The organism is Paenibacillus albicereus (assembly GCF_012676905.1).
GTDB lineage: Bacteria > Bacillota > Bacilli > Paenibacillales > Paenibacillaceae > Paenibacillus_O > Paenibacillus_O albicereus.
The window spans coordinates 1,124,650-1,139,075 of sequence record NZ_CP051428.1 but is presented as its reverse complement, the minus strand read 5'-3'; the positions used below and the strand labels follow the sequence as shown (position 1 = coordinate 1,139,075).

10 protein-coding genes are annotated in these 14,426 nt (G+C 64.6%); 2 read left to right on the top strand and 8 right to left on the bottom strand.

The window, feature by feature from the left end; translation table 11 throughout:
- Positions 1-446: 446 nt before the first annotated feature.
- Complete coding sequence (locus HGI30_RS05050; RefSeq protein WP_168906644.1) at positions 447-2,033, top strand: M4 family metallopeptidase; 1,587 nt, start codon at positions 447-449, stop codon at positions 2,031-2,033.
- A gap of 127 nt (positions 2,034-2,160) precedes the next feature.
- A complete protein-coding gene (locus HGI30_RS05045) occupies positions 2,161-3,108 on the top strand; it encodes a catalase (RefSeq protein ID WP_168906643.1) in 948 nt (315 codons plus the stop codon).
- A gap of 188 nt (positions 3,109-3,296) precedes the next feature.
- Here HGI30_RS05045 and HGI30_RS05040 read toward each other — a convergent pair whose 3' ends face one another.
- The 8 genes from HGI30_RS05040 to HGI30_RS05005 all read right to left on the bottom strand — a co-directional run bounded on the left by HGI30_RS05040 (position 3,297) and on the right by HGI30_RS05005 (position 14,385).
- Complete coding sequence (locus HGI30_RS05040) at positions 3,297-5,039, bottom strand: glycoside hydrolase family 43 protein (RefSeq protein WP_168906642.1); 1,743 nt, start codon at positions 5,037-5,039, stop codon at positions 3,297-3,299.
- A 36-nt stretch (positions 5,040-5,075) separates the two neighbouring features.
- Complete coding sequence (locus HGI30_RS05035; RefSeq protein ID WP_168906641.1) at positions 5,076-5,960, bottom strand: carbohydrate ABC transporter permease; 885 nt, start codon at positions 5,958-5,960, stop codon at positions 5,076-5,078.
- A gap of 23 nt (positions 5,961-5,983) precedes the next feature.
- Positions 5,984-6,868: a carbohydrate ABC transporter permease gene (locus HGI30_RS05030; protein ID WP_168906640.1), complete on the bottom strand. Its 885-nt coding sequence runs from the start codon at positions 6,866-6,868 to the stop codon at positions 5,984-5,986.
- Positions 6,869-6,967: 99 nt separating this feature from the next.
- The gene (locus HGI30_RS05025; RefSeq protein ID WP_168906639.1) at positions 6,968-8,299 is read right to left on the bottom strand and encodes an ABC transporter substrate-binding protein; all 1,332 of its coding nucleotides are present in this window, start codon (positions 8,297-8,299) and stop codon (positions 6,968-6,970) included.
- Positions 8,300-8,400: 101 nt separating this feature from the next.
- Positions 8,401-9,177 carry a response regulator transcription factor gene (locus HGI30_RS05020; RefSeq protein ID WP_168906638.1) on the bottom strand — a complete coding sequence of 259 codons (777 nt, stop codon included), beginning with the start codon at positions 9,175-9,177 and terminating at the stop codon, positions 8,401-8,403.
- Positions 9,174-10,934, bottom strand: a complete 1,761-nt coding sequence (locus tag HGI30_RS05015) for a sensor histidine kinase (protein WP_168906637.1) — start codon at positions 10,932-10,934, stop codon at positions 9,174-9,176. The genes HGI30_RS05020 and HGI30_RS05015 overlap by 4 nt, the downstream gene beginning before the upstream one ends.
- Positions 10,935-11,064: 130 nt before the next feature.
- A complete protein-coding gene (locus tag HGI30_RS23015) occupies positions 11,065-12,756 on the bottom strand; it encodes a glycoside hydrolase family 26 protein (RefSeq protein WP_206110024.1) in 1,692 nt (563 codons plus the stop codon).
- 648 nt (positions 12,757-13,404) lie between these two features.
- On the bottom strand, positions 13,405-14,385 hold the full coding sequence (locus HGI30_RS05005; RefSeq protein WP_168906636.1) for a Gfo/Idh/MocA family protein: 981 nt from the start codon (positions 14,383-14,385) through the stop codon (positions 13,405-13,407).
- Positions 14,386-14,426 lie beyond the last annotated feature (41 nt).

Below are 14,426 nucleotides of genomic sequence, written 5' to 3'. Positions count from 1 at the left end.
TCTTCTGCATTAATTCCCTCTATTCCCACAGAAATTATCAACTTTTTTGATTGATTTTCCCCTACGAATCGACGGTATTCGAGCCCTCCAGCCTCGTGGCAAGCATCCAAAGCCATAGATTTAACGCTTCAACCGAAAAAAGCAATTTCTTCCTCATTCTACCTTTCGGCCTATTTCTCCGCATCCTCCTCGGGACTTAAAGATGAGATGCCTCTATGTCGGAGCGGCATTTCACGGCTAAAGAATCAATTGTTACTTTTTAGAATTTTCTGTATTTACGAACTCTTTCCTCCATGATAGATTTATTCCCACGGCCACAACATCGCTATTATCAAGATTTATTGCCGAATAAATGAAGGGAGGAAAATAATAAATTACATTTTTATGCGTTTAACCATTTATTTAATCAAGCAACCATTATAACCGAATTGGAGTGAATTTATTTTATGAAAAGAACCGTTTCAGCCCTGCTGGGGAGCATTTTGCTGCTTTCATCCGTTTCTTTGGTTAACGCCGCTCCGACGATGAGCGTCATTCCCGAGGATTCGCTCACGCCTCAATTCATCGGCGGCGATGCCAATGCCTCTGCCGCAGGCGGCACCTCCGAGGAGAAAGTATGGGCGTTCCTCCGCAGCCAGCAGACGAAGCTCGGTCTGACGACTGCCGAGCTCAAGACCGCCTTCCAAATCAAGGACAAGACGGTCGACGCCGCCTCCGGCGTCGAGCACTTCCGCCTCCAGCAAGTCGTGAACGGAATCCCGGTCTACGGCGGCGACCAGACGATCCACGTCGACAGCAAATCCGGCAAGGTCACCTCGTTCCTCGGCGCCGTCCTCCCGTCCAAGAAGCAGGAGCAGTTCGCCGCCAAGGCGCTCCAGCCAGTGCTCAGCCCAAGCGACGCAATCGCCGTCGCTTCCGCAGAAGCCGCCTCGCGGATCGGCAGTCTCGGAGCATCGGAAAAGGCGCCTTCCGCGCAGCTGTTCGTCTATGCCGAAAATGGCGCGAGCAATCTCGTCTATGAGACGGAAGTCAACGTGCTGGAGCCCGAAGCGCTCCGTACCCGCTATCTGATCGACGCCGTCGACGGCCAGATCGTGCTGCAGTACGATCTGCTGCAGCATGCGACCGGCACGGGCACCGGCGTGCTCGGCGATACGAAGACGTTCCAGACGACACTGTCGGGAAGCACCTATCAGCTGAAGGATACGACACGCGGCAACGGCATCACGACGTACACCGCCTCGAACCGCACCTCCCTGCCGGGCACGATTCTGACCGACAGCGACAACGTCTGGTCAGACCGCGCCGCGGTCGATGCGCATGCCTATGCCGGCCAGGTGTACGACTTCTTCAAAACCAAGTTCGGACGCAACAGCCTCGACGGCAACGGCATGGCGATCCGTTCCACGGTCCACTACAGCACGAACTACAACAATGCGTTCTGGAACGGCTCGCAGATCGTCTTCGGCGATGGAGACGGAAGGACGTTCACTTCGCTCTCCGGCGATCTCGACGTCATCGGCCACGAGCTGTCGCACGGCGTCATCGAATATACGTCGAACCTGCGCTACCTGAATGAATCCGGCGCGCTCAACGAATCCTATGCGGACGTGCTCGGCAATACGATCCAGGGGAAAAACTGGCTGATCGGCGACGATATCTACACGCCGGGAGTCGCCGGCGACGCGCTGCGCTCGATGTCCAACCCGACGCTCTACGGCCAGCCGGACCATTACGCCAACCGCTACACCGGCACGGCCGACAACGGCGGCGTCCATACGAACAGCGGCATCACGAACAAAGCGTTCTACCTGATCGCCCAAGGCGGCACCCACAACGGCGTGACCGTCGCCGGCATCGGCCGCGACGCGGCCGTGAACATCTTCTACAACACGGTCGCCTACTACCTGACGTCGACGTCGACGTTCGCTTCCGCCAAGAACGCCACCATCCAAGCGGCGAAGGACCTGTACGGCACGAGCTCTTCCTATGTGACGTCGGTGACGAACGCATTCCGCGCCGTCGGCCTTTAGCTCCGCTACGGGTTGACCAACGCGTTCCGCGCCGTCGGCCTGTAAAACAAGGCGAGGCGATTGGACAATGCGGCGCAGCGGGTAGAAGGAGGAGATCCGACCATCCCGTCCGCAAAGGAGAATCGCCATGACCGCACCGAAAGAACCGATGCCCTCCCCCGCCGAGCTGCCCGCCCGCTCGGTCGACGCCATCGAGGAGCTGGCCGGCACCCACCCCGGCCAGCGCCGCGCGCATGCCCGCGGCATCTGCGCCCGCGGCGTGTTCACGCCTAGCGGCGAAGCCGCCCGGCTGACCGGCGCTGCGCATCTGCAGCGGGAGCCGAGCGAAGCTCTCGTGCGCTTTTCAGGCAGCGCCTCCGACCCGGCGACGAAGGACCTGCTGTCCCCCGCCAAAGGAATGGCCGTGCAGCTCCAACGCCCCGATGCCGCCGGCGTGAAGCCGGTCATCGTGGCGGTGACGGCCTCCGTATTCGTCGCCCGCACGCCGGAGTCGTTCCTGGAAATGATGCTCGCCGCCCGGGACATGGCCCGCGAAGGCGTCTCCGTCAAGGACAGGCTCAGCGGCCTGCTCGGCCGGTTCCCCCACGCCGCCGAGGCGCTGACGATCCTCTCCGAGCTGAAGCCGCCGGCGAGCTTCGCCTCCGTGCCGTACCATTCCATCCATGCGTTCTACTTCGTCGACGGCCAGGGGCGCAAGCAGCCGGTCAAGTACGAATGGATCCCGGATGCGGAGGAAGCCTATCTGCCGCTGCTGAAGACGGCGGTGGCGGGCAAGGATTACCTGGAGGAGGAGCTGCGGGAGCGGCTGGAGAAGCTGCCGGCCGGCTTCACGCTGCGCGCCGCCCTCGGCGAGCCGTGGGATCCGGTCGACGACTCGACCGCTCGCTGGCCGGCCGACCGGCCGACGATCGACCTCGGCCATCTGTCGATCACAGAGCTGACGGACGAGCCGGCCGGCCTGCTCATGGATCCGACCGCCACCGGCGATGGCATCGAGATCACCCCCGACCCGATCTTGAGCTTTCGCCGCGAGGCGTACGCCATCAGCCAGGAGCGGCGGATGAAGGGAATCTAGATTGCAAGCCGAAAAGCCTGCGGACCGCTGGGGTCCGCAGGCTTTTCGGCATGTCCATGGCGTCAGGCCCTGCCGGCACGCTTGCTCAGCCTCCTCTTCGGCGGCTGCCTGCCCCGCGGCAATACGGGCCGTCGCAGGAGCATCTGGCCCCTACATTTTCGAGGCCTCCGACCGTCCGCATGGCGAGACTACGCCGTAGCATCGCGGACGGACAGCCGCAGCGAGGCGAAGTCAGCCGTCCGACCGGCTCCGCTCAGGTCCTGGACGCATACGCCGACGAACGTCCCGGTGAAGCCCCAGTCGGTGAAGAAGCCGCCTTCCTCTCGGGTGGCGCGCTCGTCGGACAGCTGAGCCAGCGGCAGCGCCTCGCCGACCGGCGTCCAAGCGGCCTCTCGGCCCGGGCCGTCGCCTGGCTTGCCGGACTCCCCGTCCGGCGTCTTGCGAGCCGGCCGCTTGCCCGCCTCGCCGAGCTCCCCGTCGCCAGCCGCCCAGGCTGCTCCATCGTCCGCTCCCTCCTCAGGCAGCCGGATCTGGAACTGCACCTGGCCGCCGCGGATGTCCGCCCGCAGTCCGACCGGGCCTTCCTCGGGAATCGGCACGTCCTGCTCCAGCAGCTCCCGATAGCGGCCGTCCGCGACAGCCAGCACGTTGACGCCGAGGCCCCGCTCTTCGTCGCGGCTGACCCGCAGGTAGTAGTGGTTCTTGCTGTTGTAGTAAAGGACAAGCCCGGCCAGCTGCTGGAAATGCCGCGGCGAGAACTCGAGCCAGGTCTCGGCTTGCGCCTCCAGCTCCGTCAGGCGGCGGGCGACGAGGCTCGTGCGGTGATGCGACTGCAGCGACTCCCGTCCGCGCAGCCGGAGCCAGCCGGGGCGCTCGCTCAGGCTGAGCCAGCTTGCGTCCGCCGGCTCGCGCAGCGTCGAGTAGCCGGCATGCAGCTTGCCGGCATCGAAGCCGTCCAGCTCGGGAAGCTCCGGCTCCGGCCACGGATGCGGCTCCAGCGCCGGACCGGCGACGCTCGCGCTCGGCTCCGGGCCTCCCTCGACGCGCGGCCAGCCGTCCGCCCAGGCGATGCGCTGCAGCGCGGTCTCGCGGCCGAGCGGGCATTCCGCTCCCGGCCGCAGCGGCCTCGCGCAAAGATGGGCCAGGTACCATTCGCCTCCTTGCGTCTCGACGAGACAGCCGTGCCCCGCCTTCTGGAGCGCCGCTCTTGGCGAGCCGGCCGACGTCAGCGCGGGACCGGCGGAATCGGGCTCGTACGGCCCCTCGATCGTCCGCGAGCGGGCGACCGTCACCGCGTGCGCATAGCCCGTGCCGCCTTCGGCGATGACGAGATAGTACCAGCCGTCCTTGCGGTACAGATGCGGACCTTCCGTGCAGCCGAGCTCGGTCCCGCGGAAGATGATCTGCGGCTCGCCGAGCAGCCGCCGCTCTCTCGGCGAATACTCCTGCAGCAGGATGCCGTGGAACGGATTGCGGCCGCTGCGGTGGTCCCAGACCATGTTCAGCAGCCACGTCCGTCCGTCCTCGTCATGGAACAGCGATGGATCGAAGCCGCTGCTGTTGAGATAGACCGGATCGGACCACGGGCCGGACGGATGCGGCGCCGTGACCACATAGTTCGGCGTGTCCTTGAACGCGCCGGCGAGGCTTCTTACATTCGTGAACGCCAGATAATAGACGCCATCCGCATAGCTCAGGCACGGAGCCCAGACGCCGCCGGAGTCGGGGACGCCGGTCAGGTCGAGCAGCCGCTTCTCGCCGAGCGCTGATCCGAGCAGCCGCCAGCGGACGAGGTCGCGGGAGTGGAAGAGGCGGACGCCGGGATGCCATTCGAACGTCGAGACGGCCAGGTAATAGTCGTCTCCGACGCGGAGGATCGACGGGTCCGGGTGGAAGCCCCGGAGCACCGGATTCCGGATGGTGGTTGTCATGGCGGAAAGCTCCTTTCGTTGTCGCTCTGCCGATCGTCAGCCTTTGACTGCGCCGGCGGTCATGCCCTTCTCGATGTATTTCTGCAGCGACAGGTAGAGTGCGATGACAGGCAGCGTGGCCAGGACGAGCGCGGCGCTGATCGTGGCGTACTCCGTCGTATAGCCGCCGCGGAAGGAGAACAGGCCGAGCGGCAGCGTGCGCAGGCTGTCCTCGGAGATGAAGATCAGCGGAAGGACGAAGTCGTTCCAGACGCCGAACGTCGAGAGGATCGTCACCGTCGTCAGGATCGGTCTCGACAGCGGCAGATACAGATGCCAGAAGCTGCGATACAGCCCGCAGCCGTCGATCATCGACGCCTCCTCCATCTCCCGCGGCATCTGGGAGAAATAGCCGAAAAGGAGGAAGACGGCCATCGGCAGGCCGAATCCGACATAAGGGAACAGCAGCGAGAACAGCGTCCCCATGAGCGGCGTCTGGCTGATCATGAGGTAGAGCGGGATGAGCGTGCTCTGCGTCGGCAGCATCATCCCGAGCAGGAAGATGCCGAGCACGGCGCCCGACCCCCGGAACGGCCGGCGCGCCAGATAGAAGGCGATCATCGAGGCGACCGCCAGCTGCACCAGCACGGTGGACGCCGTGATGACGACGCTGTTGAGCAGGTAGTCCTTGACGCCGAGCTCCCAGGCGCGGGCATAGTTCTCGAAGCTCCACGCCGACGGCAGTCCCCAAGGGTCTTCGTAATAAGCCATGTTCGTCTTGAACGCCGACAGCAGCATCCAGACGAACGGGTAGCCGGTGAGCGCCAGATTGACGATCAGGACGGCATAGACAAGCAGGCGGGACCAGGCGCTCCCGCGCAGCGGAGCTCCGGCGACCGGCTCCGGCCTTGCGGCCGACCGGGCTTGAGCGGGCTGAGGCATGGCAAACGGCTCCTTTCGGTCCATCAGTATTGAACGGTCTCGCGGCGCATGAGCCGTCCGAGCAGCAGCGCGATCAGCAGGCTGAAGGCGAACAGGAACACCGACACGGCGCTGCCGTAGCCGTAGTCCAGAAACTGGAACGCCTGCTTGTACATGTAGGAAGCGATGACCTCGCTCGAGCCGTTCGGACCGCCTGCCGTCATGATGTAGATGAGGTCGAAGTAGCGCAGCGAGTTGACGACGGCGTTCAGGATCGTAAACGTGATGACCGGCCAGATGAGCGGCAGCTTGATGCGCAGCAGCAGCTGCAGCGGACCCGCGCCTTCGATGGTCGCGGACTCGGTCAGGTCCTCCGGCACGTTCTGCAGCGCCGAGAAGTAGACGACGACGTAGAAGCCGACATACTGCCAGGCGACGACGGCGATGACCGAGCCGAGCGAGGTGCGTTCGTCGCCGAGCCATGTCTGCGCCCACGAATCGAGGCCCAGATGCGTCAGCGCCTGGTTGAGCAGGCCGATGTTCGGATCGTAGATCTGGCCCCACAGGATGCCGAGCACCGCCGTGGACAGCATGACCGGGAAGAAGTAGACCGTCTTGAAGAAATTCCCGCCGCGGATCCGTCCGGACAGCAGCACGGCCAGCAGCATGCCGACGGGCAGCTGGATGGCGACCGCCCAGAACGTCAGCTTCACCGAGTTCCACAGCGTCTTGCGGATCATCTCGTCCTCCAGCAGCCGCCGCAGGTTGTCCGCGCCTGCGAACACCTTCGGCGCGATGCCGTTCCACTGGAACAGGCTGTAATAGAAGCTCATGAAGATCGGCACGAGCACCATGAGCAGGTAGACGAGCCCGGCCGGGCCGATGAACACCGTGCCGCCCAGCGCCCTTCTCCATCCTTTTTCGAGCATGAGATTCCTCCTCCTGACTGAAAAAAAGATCCTGCCGGCCCGCCCCGGCATGCGGGGCGGACGGATCAGGACCCGGATGTCATGCGGCTGCGCAGCCGCTTATTTCTTCACCTTCTCCAGCTCCGCCTTGACGTCGGCGTCCGGCTTGCTGGCGATCGATACGACCGCGTTCAGCATCGCCTCCGAGCGCTTCGGATCGAGGCCCTGGTCATAGTAAGGGAAGAAGCCCTTGGCGTTGGCCGAGATGAAGCTCATCACCTCGTAGGCGAGCGGCTTCATCGAGGCCTGGTCGAGCTGCACGTCCTTGAACGGCTGGATCGTGCCGGCCTGCTCGGAAATCTCGCTGCGCGTCTGCGGGCTGCTGAGGAACTTGATCGCCTCGTAGGCCGCCGCCTTGTCCGCCTTGGACGACATCGCGTAGCCGAAGCCGAAGCCTCCCTGGAACGTCGTCTGGTCGCTCTTGCCGCCCTCCGCGGTCGGGAACGGGACGAATCCGACCTTGGCGGCGAAGGCGTCGTCCTTGACGAAGCCGGCGACCGCCCAGTCGCCCTGCATGTACATGGCCGCCTTGCCTTGCGTGAACAGCGCTTCGGCGGCTCCGTAGTCGAGGCCTAGGAAGCCGTTCACGAAGCCTTTGTCGGCGGCGGCCAGCTTGCTCAGCTTTTGTCCCGCCTCAATGAAGGACGGATCCGTGAAGTCCGACGTGCCGGCCGCGGCAGCCTGGAACGGCTCGTCGCCGCCGATGCGCTGCGCCAGATAGGAGAACCAGTGGAGCACCGGCCAGCGGTCCTTGCCCGCGACCGCGATCGGGATGACCTTGGCTTCGTTCAGCTTCTGCACGGCGGTCTCGAGGTCGCTCCACGTCGCCGGCGGCTGCAGGCCGTTCTTCTCGAAGATCTCCTTGTTGTAGTAAATCATGACCGCGTTCATCGCCAGCGGCACCGCGTAGTTCTTGCCGTCGTAGGAGAACGACTCCAGCCCGCCCGGGAGGATGCTGTCCTTGAAGGCGGCATCCGCGCTGAGCTGCTCGGTCAGATCGCCGGCCACGCCGCCGTCGACGAGCGTGCGCAGCTGGTCGCCGGACCAGTAGGTGAACAGGTCCGGCATCCGGTTGCCGGCCATCGCGACCTTGATCTTCTGCTTGAACGACTCGTCGTCGAAAAATTCAGCCTTGAGCTTGATGTTCGGGTGCTCCGCGTTGAATTTCTCGATGGCCTTCTGGTTGATCGTCTTATGCGGATCGCGGGCCTCGAAGCTCCACAGCGTGAGCTCGACTTTCTTGGCCGGCTCCGCCGCGCCTCCCGCGTCCGCCGCCTCGTTCGCGGCTCCGCCCGCGTCCGCGCCGCCGTTTCCGTTGCCGCTGCCGCCGCATCCGGCAACGGCGAGGCCGAGCGCGAGAACCGGCAGCAGCGCCTTGCTCCATCGCTTCATCGTCTGGTCATCCCCTTGTGAGTTCTAGGTTTGAGTACGCTTTCAGTATAGCAAGGGGCGTACCGGACGCGATGAGACTCCGATTCGCCATAATAGCACTCTCATGGCTTGCCGCAGGCTTCCCGGTATTGGCGCGGCGTCATGCCCTCCCGTTCCTTGAACACCTTGATGAAATAGCTGGCGGACTGGTAGCCTGCCTCCTCCGCGATCAGCAGGATGTCCGAGCGCGTCGTCAGCAGCAGCTCCTTGGCGCGGCGATGACGGAGCCTCGAAGCGTACTCGCTGAACGTGACGCCCCGCTCCTGCTTGAACAGCACGCTGAAGTAGCTCGGACTGAGATGGACGGCGGCGGCCACCTCCTTGAGCGCCAGGGCGTCCGCCAGATGCTCCTCCATGTACGCGCAGGCCTGGTCGATCGAGGAGCTGCCGGGCGCCAGGCCTCCCTCCCGGATTCCGTCGCCGAGCCGCTCGTCGTACAGCTTCATCGAGCGACGCATCCTGCTGGACTCCAAGCTCCTCGCCAGCCCGTCCTCCACCGCCTCGATCAGCTTCGCCTGGTCGAGCGGCTTGAGCAGGTAGTTGCAGGCTCCGAGCCGCAGCGCCGCTCTCGCATACTCGAATTCCGCGTAGCCGGTGAGCAGGATGGACGTCGTGGACAGGCCCCGGCGCGCCAGCTCCTCCAGCAGCTCGACGCCGGTCATGCCCGGCATGCGCACGTCCGTCAGCAGCAGATCGGCCCCCCGCTCCTGCATCGCCAGCAGCGCCATCTCGCCATGCTCCGCCAACTCCAGCTCCAGCGAGCCTTTGAAATGGCGCTCCAGCGTGAGCTGGATGCCCCGGCGCGTCATGCGCTCATCGTCGACGATCAGCACCCTCATCCTCGTCCCTCCTCTTTCCCTTTACCTGGCTCCGGCAGCTTCAGGATGACGCTCGTGCCCTGATCCGGCCGGCTCGCGATCTCCGCACCGTACTCCGGCCCGTAATACATGCGCAGCATGCGATGCACATGCGTCAAGCCGATGCCGCTCCTCTCCGCGTCCGCTCCGGGAGCGTCGCGCAGGCCGGCCAGCCGGCTGCGCACGCGCTCCAGCCGGTCGGCGTCCATGCCTGCTCCGTCGTCCCGGACGACGACGGCGACGCCATCGGGCCCGCGCAACGCCTCCACCCGGATGCGCACCGGGCGGATGGACTTCTCCAGCCCGTGCACGACCGCATTCTCCACGATCGGCTGCACGAGCAGCTTCGGCACCTCGACCGCCTTCAGCTCCTCCGGCAGGGAAAGGCTCCAGGCGAGGCGCTCTCCGAGCCTCATCTCCATCAGCTGCAAGTAGTTGGCCACATGCGCCAGCTCCGCCTCCAGCGGGACGAAGTCCCGCTCTCCCTCTCGGCGAATCGCATAACGGAACAGGTCGGCCAGCCGCAGCACATGGGCCGCCTGGCGGTCCTGTCCGTTCTCGATCAGCTGCCAATAGAACGCCTCCAGCGTGTTGAACAGGAAATGCGGGTCGAGCTGGGCGTGCAGCGCCCTCAGCTCCGACTGCATGCGCACGATCTGCTCCCGGTACACCTCGTCGATCAGCGTGTGCAGGCTGTCGATCATCCGGTTGTAGGTCAGGTTGAGGTCGTTGATCTCTCGGTTGGCGTACGTCTCCGGATTAGGCGCGAACTCGCCGCTCCTCGCCTTGCGCATGACGCGCGTCAGCTTGCGCAGCGGGCCGGTGATCAACGTCGAGAGCACGTACGCTCCGAGCAGGAACAGCACGAGGCCGGCCGCGCAGGCGGCGAGCAGCGCCGACTGGAGGACGGAGACGCCCTCGGTGATCTTGTCCTGAGGGAGCAGGACGACGACGGTCCAGCCGGTGAGCTCCTCCGCGAGGCTGACCTTCGCATACGTCTGCCCGGCGACGTGCAGCTTGCCGCCCGGCCGGGCGAGCTCCTCCCCGGATACTTTCATTCCGGCATGCTGCCGGGAGGAGAGGATGTCGTCCTTCTGATCGAGGATGAACACCGAGCTGCCCTCCATCTGCGCGACCGTCCCCTCGACGAAATCGAGCAGCGCGGCCGAGACGGCGACGACGATGTAGCCGCCGCCCTTGTAGTCGTCCTTCTCCAGCCTGATCTGCCGGATGCCGAGCAGCGTGTCGGGCTCGCCGGGCTTCTGCCCGATCCAGACGAAGCGGCCCGAGCTCTCGTCCGCGAGCCGGATCCAGTCCTCGTCGACCTGCTCCTGCAGCGTGCCGTTGCCGAGCGGGTAGAGCGCGCGCCGCGTCGAGTACAGGTCGATGGTGCGGATGAGGCGGGAAAAGCTCGCCGTATGGACGAGCATCGGCCGGATCTCGCCTAGCTGCTCCTGCTCGGTCGCCGGCCGGCCGAGCTTCTCGTTCCAGAGCAGGCGCTGCACGCGGCTGTCCGAGACGAGCTCCAGCGTGAGCATGTCGACCTGCTCGAGCATAGCGTCCAGCCGGCCGTTGATCTGTCCGGCGATCTCCTCGGCGTAGAGGCCGGCATTGCGTTCCAGCACGCGCGAGACGGAGACGTACGACAGCGAGAACGTCAGCGCCAGCACGAGCAGCATCGCCGCGCTGAAGCCGAGGAAGATCTGGGAGCGGGTCGTGCCGAAGATGCGTTGCTGCATGGGAAGCCTCCGCCCTTTTTCTTTCACTATACCGGATTTGCAAACGCTTCACAGAGGGTCCGATGTGAAAATCGTTCGGAAAAATAGCACAGGCATCCGGTCGGGAGACCGGATGCCTGTGGGCAGGGCTTCAGTTGAGGACGGCCGAGACGGAACCGATCGAGACGGAGCCGCTTCGCGCCTGGATGGAAAACGTCTTGGAGCCGGCTGTGACGCCGTTGAAATAGACGGTCAGCGTCGAATTGGCATCGATCGCCTGCGTCAGCGTCGTGCCGCCGAGCGTGACGTCGATCAGCTGGCTGCTCGCCGCCGAGGTGCTGGCGATGGAGAACTTGTAGTTGCCCGACTGCGTGGCGTTCACGGTCCAGGAGCGGGTCGTTCCGTTCGCAATCGCGCCGACCGAGGCCGATACCGTGCCTGGAATCGAGGCGGACGGCGCGCCTGTCGGCGTCGGCGTGACGGTCGGCGTCGGGGTGGCGGTCGGGCTTGGCGTCGGCGTCGGGGTGGCGGTCGGGCTTGGCGTGGCGGTTGGCGTCGCGGTTGGAGTGGCGGTTGGCGTCGGCATCGGGCCTCCACTGCCGTTCACATACAAACTCGAGCTCAGCTCGCTCTTAAAGCTCGCGAGGATCGTCGGGTTGGCCTGCACGCGCGAGTCGCCCCAGTTGCCGTTCGCGCAGCCGGCGCCGCCCGCGGAGGCGCCCGTCTGGCACATCCAGTTCGGCTGCGAGTCCCAGTTCGTGTTGATGTAGGAAACGGCGCGGATGATGTCGCTGTTGGCGCGGATGTAGGCGAAGAACGAGGCATACCATTCCTGCCAGATCGTCTGCGCCGTCGTCGCCTGCGGCTGCTTGGTCATGATGGAGCTCTTGGTAAGCGCTCCGGTCTGGTAGCCCTGCGGAGCCGCCTCGGCGATCATGACCGGCTTGCCGTGCGCGCGGGCGAAGTCGAGCACCCGGTTCTGCAGCGCGACCGGATCGGCGTCGACCGCCGTGCCGCCCCACTGCGTCGCCTTTGAGCCGGCGTTGTAGAACGAGGACAGGGACACCCAGTCGACGTAGGCGTCGCCAGGGTACCAGGCGTCGAAATGGTTCGCCGCCGTGACGATGTAGTTCCACTCCGGATGGTCCGTATTGGCGTTCAGCGGCCATGCCGCCGACTGCCATACGGTCGCCACCTTCGTCGCGCCGAGCGCGTCGATGCGCCCTTTAATATAGCGGAACGCTTCCTTGTAGAAGTCGGAATTGTAGCAGTTCCAAGGGCCGTCGTACTCGTAGCCGATGCGCAGGAACACCTGGCGGTCGTAGCTCTTGAGCTTGTCCACCAGCTGGTCCACGTAGCCCCGGTACGTCGAGATGAGGTTCGGATTGCCTGCCGTCACGTCGGCGTCGTTGCGGCCGATGATCGCGCGCAGCGGCTGGTTGCCGCAGCCGGCCGTCGCGTCCGACAGGTACAGCCCGACCGCGAGCGCCGCTCCGGGATACTGCGCCAGCGTCGTGTCGAAGTTGACGTCGCCGGCTCCCCAGTTCGCGCTGCCGTACATGCCGGCGAGCGGCGCCGGAGTGCCGCCGGCGATCAGGTTCGTGTACAGCGTGACCCCTCCGGGCCGCGGCAGCGAAGCGTCCGCGTTCAGCACGGCCTTGTAGTCGCTGAGCGTCGAGCTGTCCTGCCCCATGAAGACGAGCACCTTGCCGCCAGCCGGCAGGTTGCGCGCAGCGAGCGCGGCATCCGCCGGAGCGGCGGACGGCAGCAGCGCTCCGGCCAGGACGGCTGCCGCGGCAGCCAGCGCCAGCATCTTGCCTTTCCCTTTCTGGATGAAGCCCATGATTCTCCTCCTCTGAAGCGTTATTTTGGTAACGCTTTCAGTTTAGGCTTGGCCGCCCTCTTCCTCAAGCCGCTCCCATTCGGAGAAATGGCACTTTGATTCGATCCGACAGAAAACGATCCTGACCGCCTTTCATTATCCAGCCATTAAAATGGCTGGCACTCGATGGACAGGCCGCTCCCCATGGAACCCCTCGCGGCGGCTTATTTCGAGAACGGAGACCGCCTCCCTCGGATTGCTGCTGCAACCTCCTTCGGATTCCTACTGCAACGATACTCACAGACGCTATTCGTGCTCTTTGGAACAAATTAAAACTCTAGCGAAACTCACAAGCGCTATTTGCGGAATATTCTTTAAAATACTGCTTTAGAGCATGAATAGCGCTTGTCCGTTTCGTTAAAGAAATCTTAATGGCTGTTAACAGCGAAATAGCGTCGCTGAGTTTCGTTGCCATGATCTGAATCGGTTCGTGGATGGATCTGAACCACAATCAGTCGCCGGATGGCCCCTCCCTGCGCAGCACCTGGAGTGGATGGAGAGGGGCCGCGAAGCCGTCGTGACGGCCGCTCGAAAGAAATCAAAAAAGAACCCTGCCCGGCCGAGCTATCCGCGGGCGGGATTCTTCAAGCCGAGCGCAAGCCGGCTCGTTCAATAGGCCAGTCCCCACTGGGCGCGAATCCGGTCCATCGTCTCCAGGATGCGTACGCTCTCAGCGATCGGCATGATCTCGCTGGTCGTCCGCCCCTCGCGCAGGGCGTCCATCGCCTCTTCCGCCTCGAACGCATAGCCGTTGCAGACGCGGTCGTCCTTGAAGACGACCGGCTCCTCGCCTTTGACGCGGAGCTCCGCCCCGCGGCTCCAGAGGAAGCCGGGGATGCGGATGCGGCCCTTGGTGCCGTAGATCCAAGCGTCGTTCTCCATCTCCAGCCGGATCGAGCCGTGGAGCGAAGCCGCGCGGCCGTCGCCGTAGCCGAACAGCAGCGAGAACAGTTCGTCCACGCCCGTCTCGCCGATGCGCGCGATGCTCTCGATCCGCTCCGGCTGCTCCCCGAAGACGAACGAAGCGAACGAGACGGGGTAGATGCCGGCATCGAGCAGCGTGCCGCCGCCGAGCTCCTTGTTCAGCAGCCGCCCATCCGGATTCCAGCCGGCGTCGAAGCCGAACTCGGCCTTGAGCAGCCGCACTTCGCCGATCGCCCCTTCGTCCAGCCACTGCCGCACCTGGCGGATCGCCGGCAGGAAGCGCGTCCACATCGCCTCCATGACGAACACGCCCTTGGACTCGGCCATGCGGGCGATCTCTCGAGCCTCCTCCGCGTCCATCGCCAGCGGCTTCTCGCACAGCACCGGCTTGCCCGCCGCCAGCGCGGCGAGCGCCTGCTCCTTGTGCACGGGATGGACGGTGCCGATATAGATGAGGTCCACCTCGGGATCGGCGGCCAGCTCCTCGATGCCCGCATGCGTCTTCGGTATGCCGTGCTTGCTGGCGAATGCCTCGGTCTTATCCGGATCGCGCCCGGCCACGGCCGCGATCTCCGCTCCTTCCGCGTGCGCGAGATCCTTGGCGAAGCCTTCCGATATGCCGCCCGGCCCCATGATGCCCCAGCGAATCGTCGTTTTGCCTTCCATGCGCTCAGCCCCTCTTCCACGATGATCGATCTTTTTCCTTA

Coding starts and splice junctions, on each gene's coding strand:
- HGI30_RS05040 (WP_168906642.1), bottom strand. CDS start 5,039: ATGACAACCACCATCCGGAATCCGGTGCTCCGGGGCTTCCACCCGGAC.
- HGI30_RS05050 (WP_168906644.1), top strand. CDS start 447: ATGAAAAGAACCGTTTCAGCCCTGCTGGGGAGCATTTTGCTGCTTTCA.
- HGI30_RS05015 (WP_168906637.1), bottom strand. CDS start 10,934: ATGCAGCAACGCATCTTCGGCACGACCCGCTCCCAGATCTTCCTCGGC.
- HGI30_RS05025 (WP_168906639.1), bottom strand. CDS start 8,299: ATGAAGCGATGGAGCAAGGCGCTGCTGCCGGTTCTCGCGCTCGGCCTC.
- HGI30_RS05030 (WP_168906640.1), bottom strand. CDS start 6,868: ATGCTCGAAAAAGGATGGAGAAGGGCGCTGGGCGGCACGGTGTTCATC.
- HGI30_RS23015 (WP_206110024.1), bottom strand. CDS start 12,756: ATGGGCTTCATCCAGAAAGGGAAAGGCAAGATGCTGGCGCTGGCTGCC.
- HGI30_RS05035 (WP_168906641.1), bottom strand. CDS start 5,960: ATGCCTCAGCCCGCTCAAGCCCGGTCGGCCGCAAGGCCGGAGCCGGTC.
- HGI30_RS05005 (WP_168906636.1), bottom strand. CDS start 14,385: ATGGAAGGCAAAACGACGATTCGCTGGGGCATCATGGGGCCGGGCGGC.
- HGI30_RS05045 (WP_168906643.1), top strand. CDS start 2,161: ATGACCGCACCGAAAGAACCGATGCCCTCCCCCGCCGAGCTGCCCGCC.
- HGI30_RS05020 (WP_168906638.1), bottom strand. CDS start 9,177: ATGAGGGTGCTGATCGTCGACGATGAGCGCATGACGCGCCGGGGCATC.